Origin of the sequence: Bradyrhizobium sp. (assembly GCF_035701725.1) — a bacterium.
GTDB lineage: Bacteria > Pseudomonadota > Alphaproteobacteria > Rhizobiales > Xanthobacteraceae > Bradyrhizobium.
Map to the genome: position 1 here is coordinate 1 of NZ_DASSRP010000283.1, position 8,810 is coordinate 8,810.

The window sequence follows — 8,810 nt, forward strand, 5'->3', positions numbered from 1 at the left end:
GGTCGGACCGGAGCTCGCGGTCAAGATGATCGTGAGTGGTGAGCCAATCTCGGCATCTGATGGCCTTAAGAACGGCCTGATCGACGACATCGTCGAAGGTCCCGCCGCCGGTGGCGAAGCGTTCGCCCGCAAGCTCGTGGCGGAAAAGCGTCCCTTGCGCAAACTGCGCGATGACGACAGCAAGCTGGCCGCGGCGAAAGCCGATCGCTCGATCTTCACGAATGCGGTTGCGGCGCTGACCAAGAAAGCGCGTGGGCTCGAGGCGCCATTTGCGGCGGCCGATGCCGTGGGCGCCGCGATCGACCTGCCATTCGATCAAGGAATCAAGAAGGAACGCGAGACGTTCCTCAAGCTGGTGGCGAGCGATCAGTCCAAGGCGCAACGTTATGCGTTCTTTGCCGAGCGCGAGGCCGCCAAGATTTCCGGCGTTCCTGAAGGCACCAAGGCCCGTCCCGTCGCGCGCGTTGCGGTGATCGGCGCCGGCACCATGGGCGGCGGCATTGCGATGTCGTTTGCCAACGCCGGCATTCCGGTCACGCTGATCGAGACCGGCGAGGAGCAGCTCAAGCGCGGCATGGGCGTGATGCAGAAGAACTACGAGGCCACCGCCGCACGCGGCGGGATTCCAGCCGATGCGCCCGCCAAACGCATGGCGCTGATCAATGGCGTCGTCGGGCTGGAGAATGTCAGAGATGCCGACCTGATCATCGAGGCGGTATTCGAGACCATGGCGATCAAGAAGGAAGTGTTCGGCGCGCTGGACAAATACGCCAAGCCGGGCGCCGTGCTGGCGTCGAACACCTCCTACCTGAACATCAACGATATCGCCAAGGAGACGAAGCGCCCGCAGGACGTGCTCGGCATGCACTTTTTCTCGCCGGCCAACGTCATGAAGCTTTGCGAAATCGTGCGCGCGGAAAAGACCGCGCCCGACGTGCTCACCACCGCAGTCGCGGTCGCCCGCAAAATCGCCAAGGTTCCGGCGGTGGTCGGCGTCTGCGACGGCTTTGTGGGAAATCGCATGTTGGCCCAGCGCAGCAAGCAAGCCGAGAAGCTGTTGTTCGAGGGCGCGTTGCCGCAGCAGGTCGATGCCGTCGTCACGAAATTCGGCATGCCGATGGGACCGTTTGCGATGGGGGATCTCGCCGGTCTCGACATCGGCTGGCGCTCGCGCAAGGACCGCGGCATCAAGTCGGAAATCGCCGACGCATTGTGCGAGGCGGGGCGTTTCGGTCAGAAGACCGGCAAGGGTTATTACAAATATGAAGCCGGCTCCCGCGCGCCGCTGCCCGATCCGGACGTCGAAAAGCTGATCGACGAGACGCTGCTGCGCCTGGGACGCAAGCGCCGTATCGTGACCGACGAGGAAATCCTCGAGCGGATGATGTACCCGATGATCAATGAGGGCGCGAAGATCCTCGAAGAGAAGATTGCGGCGCGCCCGGGCGACATCGATGTGATCTGGCTCTACGGCTATGGCTGGCCGGTCTATCGCGGCGGTCCGATGTTCTACGCCGACCAGGTCGGGCTGAAGCACATCGCCGACCGCCTCGCATACTACGCCAAGGAGACCAACGATCCGTCGCTCGAGCCCGCGCCGCTGCTGAAGCGGCTTGCCGCCGAAGGCAAGACTTTTGCGTCGCTGGCGAAGTCAGCGTGATGGGTTACCTTCCAAAGCACATCGTCATCCGGGTTCACGCTTCGCGTGCCCCGGAATGACAGAGTGAGCAATACATCGCCCTCATGACTCATCCCGGCGAACAGTTTTATCCGAAAGGCGTCCGCTGGGGCGAGGCGATCGAGCGCGGCACGCTGCCCGATCTGTTGTCGAGGTCCGCACGCGACTTCGGCGCGCGGCCGGCGATCGAATACCGTGACCGCCCGATCAGCTACATTGAACTTGAGCGGCTCGCTGAAACTGCGGCCTCGGCGTTTCTGCGCGCCGGCGTCGGCAAAGGTGCGACGGTGGCGCTGTTTCTCGGCAACTCGCCGGACCATCCCATCAATTTCTTCGGCGCGCTAAAGGCAGGCGCCCGCATCGCGCATCTGTCGCCGCTGGATGGCGAGCGCGCGCTGTCCCACAAACTCAGCGACAGCGGCGCGCGCATTCTCGTCACCTCAAACCTGGCGGCGTTGTTGCCAACGGCGTTGAAATTCCTGGACAAGGGCCTGATCGCGCGCCTGATCGTCTGCGAGGACGATCATTGGGGCGCGGTCGGCAATCCGCATGTGCCGATTCCCGATCATCCGGCCATCATGACCTTCGCGAAATTCGCCGAAGGCGCGATGATCCCTGCGCGCTGGCCAGAGATATCGCCCGACGACATCGCGCTGCTGCAATATACCGGCGGTACCACAGGCCTGCCAAAAGGCGCGATGCTAAGTCACGGTAATCTGACCTCGGCGGTCTCCATCTATGAGGTCTGGAATCGGCCGGCGCGGCTCGAGCGCAACACGAGCGAGCGCGTGATCTGCGTGCTGCCGCTGTTTCACATCTATGCACTCACGGTCGTGATGTTGTCCGCGCTTCGGGTCGGTTACCTGATCTCGCTGCATCAACGTTTCGATCTCGAGGCGGTGATGCGCGATATCGAGGTCAAGCGCGCCACGATGTTCCCCGGCGTGCCGACGATGTGGATCGCGATCGCGAGCCTGCCTGATCTGGACAAGCGCGACTTTTCCTCGCTGGTCTCGGCCGGCTCCGGCGGCGCGCCACTGCCGGTCGAGGTCGCCAAGGTTTTCGAGCGCAAGACCAACCTGAAACTGAAGAGCGGCTGGGGCATGACCGAGACTTGCTCGCCCGGCACCGGCCACCCCAAGGAAGGTCCCGACAAGCCGGGCTCGATTGGCGTGATGCTGCCGGGCATCGAGCTCGATGTCGTCTCGCTCGATGACCCCGCAAAGGTGTTGCCGCCAGGCGAAGTCGGCGAAATTCGCATCCGCGGCCCGAATGTCACCAAAGGCTATTGGGGCCGGGAAAAGGAAACCGCGGAAGTTTTTGTCGGCGACCGTTTCCTGACAGGCGACATCGGCTACATGGATGCCGACGGTTATTTCTTCCTGGTCGACCGCAAGAAGGACATGATCATCTCCGGCGGCTTCAACGTCTACCCGCAGATGATCGAGCAGGCGATCTATGAACACCCCGCCGTGCAGGAGGTGATCGTGATCGGCGTCGCGGATGAATATCGCGGCGAGGCCGCCAAGGCGTTCGTCAAATTGCGTAGCGGTGCCAACGCCTTTACGCTCGATGAGCTGAAGGCGTTTCTGTCCGGAAAGCTCGGCCGGCACGAAATTCCCGCAGCCCTCGAATTTGTCGACGAATTGCCGCGCACGCCGGTCGGCAAGCTCTCGCGTCACGAATTGCGCAACCGGCAGGCCGCGGCGCCGGGGGCGCCGGCAAACCATCAACAGCTCGCAACAGGAGGCCGTCCATGACCGACGCCGTCATCGTTTCCACCGCCCGCACCCCGATCGGCAAGGCCTATCGTGGCGCGCTGAATGCCACCGAAGGCGCCACGTTGCTCGGTCACGCCATTGGCGAAGCCGTCAAGCGCGCCAAGGTCGATCCAAAGGAGGTCGAGGACGTGGTGATGGGCGCGGCGCTGCAGCAGGGCGCAACCGGCGGCAACATCGCGCGCAAGGCGCTATTGCGCGCCGGGCTTCCGGTGACCGTCGGCGGCACCACCATCGACCGGCAGTGTGCGTCGGGCCTGCAGGCGATCGCGCTGGCGGCGCGTTCGGTGATTTTCGACGGTGTCGAGATTGCGGTCGGCGGCGGCGGCGAGTCGATCTCGCTGGTCCAGAACGACAAGATGAACACATTCCATGCGCAGGACCCCGCGCTGCTCAAGATCAAAGGCGAGGTCTATATGCCGATGATCGATACCGCCGAGGTCGTCGCCAAGCGCTACGGCATTTCGCGCGAGCGGCAGGACGAATATTCGCTGGAGAGCCAGCGCCGCGTCGCTGCCGCGCAGCAAGGCGGCAAGTTCAACGACGAGCTCGCGGCGATCACCACCACGATGGGCGTGGCCGACAAGGCGACCGGGGCGATCTCGTTCAAGGAAGTGACGCTGTCCAAGGACGAAGGCCCGCGACCGGATACGTCGGCCGAAGGGTTGGCCGCGCTCAAGCCGGTGCGCGGCGACGGTTTCACCATTACCGCCGGCAATGCCAGCCAGTTGTCGGATGGCGCTTCGGCCTCCGTGATCATGAGCGACAGGGAAGCCAGTAAGCGCGGCTTGAAGCCGCTCGGGATTTTCCGCGGCTTCGTCGCCGCCGGTTGCGAGCCGGATGAAATGGGCATCGGGCCGGTGTTCGCGGTGCCGCGGCTGCTCAAGCGCCATGGCCTGAAGGTCGACGACATCGATCTCTGGGAGTTGAACGAAGCTTTCGCGGTGCAGGTGCTTTATTGCCGCGACAAGCTCGGCATCGATCCGGAAAAGATCAACGTCAATGGCGGCGCGATCGCGGTCGGTCATCCCTATGGCATGTCGGGCGCGCGGCTCACCGGTCACGCGCTGATCGAGGGCCGTTGTCGCAAGGCGAAATATGCCGTGGTCACGATGTGCGTCGGCGGCGGCATGGGCGCGGCCGGGTTGTTCGAGGTGGTGCACTGACGCGTTTGCGTCATTCCGGGATGGCGCGTGAGCGCCAGACCCGGAAATCCAGAAGTTTAGGTCAAGATTCCGGGATGGTCGCTTTGCGACGCCTCGGAATGACAGTTCGGGATAAACAGGAGCCTTCGATGGATCTCGCTTTCACCAGGGAAGAAGTGGCGTTTCGCGACGAGGTGCGGGCCTTCTTGCGCGACAACGTGCCGCCCGCGACGCGCCAGAAGATGGTCGAAGGGCGTCATCTCACCAAGGACGAGATGATCACCTGGTGGCGCATCCTGGACAAGAAGGGATGGGGCGTCTCGCACTGGCCGACCGAACATGGCGGCACCGGCTGGACTTCCGTGCAGCACTACATTTTCAACGAAGAGCTTCAGGCGCATCCGGCGCCGGCGCCGCTGGCCTTTGGCGTCAGCATGGTCGGCCCGGTGATCTACACCTTCGGTAACGAGGCGCAGAAGAAGCATTATTTGCCGCGCATTCGCAGCGTCGAGGACTGGTGGTGCCAGGGCTTCTCCGAGCCCGGCTCCGGCTCCGACCTCGCCTCACTGAAGACCAAGGCCGAACGCAAGGGCGACAAGTACATCATCAACGGCCAGAAGACCTGGACCACGCTGGCGCAGCACGCCAACATGATCTTCTGTCTCTGCCGCACCGATCCGGCTGCGAAGAAGCAGACCGGGATTTCGTTCATCCTGATGGACATGAATTCGAAGGGCATCACGGTGCGCCCGATCCAGACCATCGACGGCGGTCACGAGGTCAACGAAGTGTTCTTCGACGACGTCGAAGTGCCCGTTGAAAATCTTGTCGGCGAAGAGAACAAGGGCTGGGACTACGCCAAATTCCTGCTCGGCAACGAGCGCACCGGAATTGCGCGGGTCGGCGTTTCCAAGGAGCGCATCCGCCGCATCAGGGATCTCGCCTCCAAGGTCGAATCCGGTGGCAAGTCCGTGCTCGAGGACCAGGCGTTCCGCGAAAAGCTCGCCGCGGTCGAAATCGAGCTGAAGGCGCTGGAGCTGACCCAGCTGCGCGTCGTTGCCGACGAAGGCAAGCATGGCAAGGGCAAGCCGAATCCGGCGTCGTCCGTGCTCAAGATCAAGGGCTCGGAAATCCAGCAGGCCACGACCGAACTTCTGATGGAAGTGATCGGCCCGTTCGCGGCTCCGTTCGACGAACACGCCGACGACGGCTCGAACGAGGCGATGGAATGGACCGCGCAGATCGCGCCGAGCTATTTCAACAACCGCAAGGTCTCGATCTATGGTGGCTCGAACGAAATCCAGCGCAACATCATCACCAAGGCGGTGCTGGGGTTGTAGTGAAAACGTCGTTCCGGGGCGCGCGAAGCGCGAACCCGGAATCTCGCGCCGATAAGTTCTGGATTCCGGGTCCACGCGAAGTCGCGTGTCCCGGAATGACGGGGTGGAATTAGTCCGGGTATGAGGAATTAGGAAAAATGGATTTCGATTTGACCGAGGAGCAGCGGCTTCTCAAGGACAGCGTCGAGGGGCTGCTCGGCGACGCCTATGATTTCGAAGCGCGCAAGAAATACATGAAGGAGCCGGGCGGCTGGAGCAGGGCGATCTGGGCTCGCTTCGCCGAGCAGGGCCTGCTTGGCCTGCCATTCGCCGAAGACGACGGCGGCTTTGGCGCCGGCGCGGTCGAGACCATGATCGTGATGGAAGCCTTGGGCCGGGCGCTGGTGATCGAGCCGTATCTGCCGACCGTCGTGATCGCCGGCGGGCTGCTCCGCCATGGCGGTTCGGCTGCGCAGAAAGCGGCGCATATTCCCTCGATCATCGACGGAGCCAAGACCTTTGCCTTTGCGCAACTCGAGAAGAACTCGCGCTACGATCTCGCCGACGTCACCACGTCGGCCAAGAAGAAGGGTGACGGCTGGATCATCGACGGCGAGAAATTCGTCGTGCTCAACGGCGAGGCGGCGGACACGTTCGTCGTGACCGCCCGCACCAAGGGTGGCCGGCGCGACACCGGCGGCATCGGCGTGTTCCTGGTGCCGGCCAATGCAAAAGGCATTACGAAGAAAGCCTATCCGACCCAGGACGGGCTGCATGGCGCCGACGTCACCTTTACCGGCGTCGAGGTCGGCAGCGATGCCGTGATCGGTGATGGCGAAAATGGCTTGCCGCTGATCGAGCGCGTCGTCGATGAAGCGCGCACCGCGCTGTGCGCCGAAGCCGTCGGCTTGATGGACGAGTCGCTGAAGGCAACGGTCGAATACCTGAAAACGCGAAAGCAGTTCGGCGTGCCGATCGGTACCTTCCAGACCTTGCAGCATCGTGCCGCCGACATGTTCGTGGCGGTCGAGCAGGCGCGCTCGATGTCGATGTTCGCCACCATGGCCTGCGACTTCGAGGACGCCAAGCAGCGCGCGACCGCGGTTGCCGCCGCCAAGGTGCAGATCGGCAAATCCGGCAAGTTCGTCGGCCAGCAGTCGATCCAGTTGCATGGCGGCATCGGCATGACGATGGAGGCCAAGATCGGTCACTATTTCAAGCGTCTGACCATGATCGAAAATACGTTTGGCGACACCGAATATCATCTGCGCCGCGTCACGGCGGCGGGTGGGCTGGTGTGATGTTCTTGTCATTCCCGGGCGCATCGTAGATGCGAGCCCGGAATCCATCGAGCCGTATCAGTGCGAAGGAAAATGGATTCCGGCCCTGGTCCTTCGGACCATCCCGGAATGACAGATAACCAAGATCGTCATGCGAGGAGCCCGCGACAAAATTACCTGGCAATGTTGCGCTGGAGCGACGAAGCAATTCAGCGCAACGCAGGGATTCTGGATTGCTTCGCTTCGCTCGCAATGACGAAGAGGAACAACAGCATGAAATCCAACCCCTTCGATCTCACCGGCCAGGTCGCCGTCGTCACCGGCTCCAGCCGCGGCATCGGCCGTTCGTCGGCAGAGTTGCTCGCCAGGCTCGGCGCCAAGGTCGTGATCTCCTCGCGCAAGGCCGACGCCTGCGAGGAAGTGGCGCAAGGCATCCGTAAATCGGGCGGCGATGCGCATGTGATCGCCTGCAACATCTCGCGCCGCGACGAGGTCGAGGCGTTGATCGCAGGTGCGACCAAGCACTATGGCAAGGTCGACATTCTCGTGTGCAACGCCGCGATCAACCCGTATTACGGTCCGCTGCTCGACATCAAGGACGAGGCCTTCGACAAGATCATGGCCTCCAACGTCAAGAGCAACCTCTGGCTCTGTTCGCTCGCGATCCCGCAAATGGCCGAGCGGGCCAAGGGCTCGGTCGTGATCATCTCCTCGATCGGCGGATTGCGCGGTTCGACCGTGATCGGCGCCTACGGCATCTCGAAAGCGGCGGATTTCGCCTTGTGTCGCAGTCTTGCCGGCGAGTGGGGTCCGAAGGGCGTGCGCGTCAATTGCGTCGCGCCGGGCTTGGTGAAAACGGAATTCGCCCGCGCGCTGTGGGAAGACGAAGAGCGCTTGAAGCGCCGCACCGCCTCGACGCCGCTGCGGCGGATCGGCGAGCCCGACGAGATCGCGGGCGCGGTCGCCTATCTCGCCTCAGATGCCTCGACCTTCATGACCGGGCAGACCATCGTGGTCGATGGCGGCGTCACCACGGCGGGGTCGTAGCGGTTTCTTGATTGCGAGCGCGCCGAAACTACGCTTCACTTACCCTTGCCCTCCAGGGGAGGGTGAAGTTTGCAGGAACGCCAATGTCCTTCGTACTCGCCATCGATCAAGGCACGACCTCGTCGCGCGCCATGGTGTTTCGTGACGATCTTTCGGTCGCAGCAGTGGCGCAGCAGGAATTTCCGCAGCACTTTCCGGCTTCCGGCTGGGTCGAGCACGATCCGGAAGACATCTGGAATTCGACGGTCGCGACCTGCCGCGAGGCGCTGAGCAAGGCAAGCCTCGCGCCCAAGGACATTGCGGCGATCGGCATCACCAATCAGCGCGAGACCGTGGTGGTATGGGATCGCGCGACCGGCAAGGCGATCCACCGCGCCATCGTCTGGCAGGATCGCCGCACCGCGGAGATTTGCGCCAGGCTGAAGGCCGACGGCGCGGAAAAAGTCATTTCGGCGAAGACCGGCCTGATCATCGATCCCTATTTCTCGGGCACCAAGGTCAGATGGCTGCTCGACAACGTGCCGGGCGCGCGGGCGCGGGCTGAGCGCGGCGAGTTGCTGTTC

The 8,810-nt window shown here is 63.1% G+C and carries 7 protein-coding genes; all 7 read left to right on the forward strand.

Going from position 1 to position 8,810, the window contains the following annotated elements:
* Positions 1-1,660 (forward strand): 3-hydroxyacyl-CoA dehydrogenase NAD-binding domain-containing protein (locus VFL62_RS16985; protein ID WP_325173545.1); only part of this gene is annotated, 1,660 nt, incomplete at its 5' end.
* 83 nt (positions 1,661-1,743) lie between these two features.
* Positions 1,744-3,438 (forward strand): dicarboxylate--CoA ligase PimA, encoded by a 1,695-nt coding sequence (gene pimA / locus VFL62_RS16990; protein ID WP_325173546.1) that lies wholly within the window; start codon positions 1,744-1,746, stop codon positions 3,436-3,438.
* Positions 3,435-4,622 carry an acetyl-CoA C-acyltransferase gene (locus VFL62_RS16995; RefSeq protein ID WP_325173547.1) on the forward strand — a complete coding sequence of 396 codons (1,188 nt, stop codon included), beginning with the start codon at positions 3,435-3,437 and terminating at the stop codon, positions 4,620-4,622. The genes pimA and VFL62_RS16995 overlap by 4 nt, the downstream gene beginning before the upstream one ends.
* A gap of 128 nt (positions 4,623-4,750) precedes the next feature.
* Complete coding sequence (gene pimC / locus VFL62_RS17000) at positions 4,751-5,941, forward strand: pimeloyl-CoA dehydrogenase large subunit (RefSeq protein ID WP_325173548.1); 1,191 nt, start codon at positions 4,751-4,753, stop codon at positions 5,939-5,941.
* A 137-nt stretch (positions 5,942-6,078) separates the two neighbouring features.
* Positions 6,079-7,221: a pimeloyl-CoA dehydrogenase small subunit gene (gene pimD, locus VFL62_RS17005; protein ID WP_325173549.1), complete on the forward strand. Its 1,143-nt coding sequence runs from the start codon at positions 6,079-6,081 to the stop codon at positions 7,219-7,221.
* Between the two features lie 252 nt (positions 7,222-7,473).
* Positions 7,474-8,247 (forward strand): SDR family oxidoreductase, encoded by a 774-nt coding sequence (locus tag VFL62_RS17010; RefSeq protein ID WP_325173550.1) that lies wholly within the window; start codon positions 7,474-7,476, stop codon positions 8,245-8,247.
* Between the two features lie 83 nt (positions 8,248-8,330).
* A partial coding sequence (locus VFL62_RS17015; protein WP_325173551.1) for an FGGY family carbohydrate kinase occupies positions 8,331-8,810 on the forward strand: 480 nt, incomplete at its 3' end.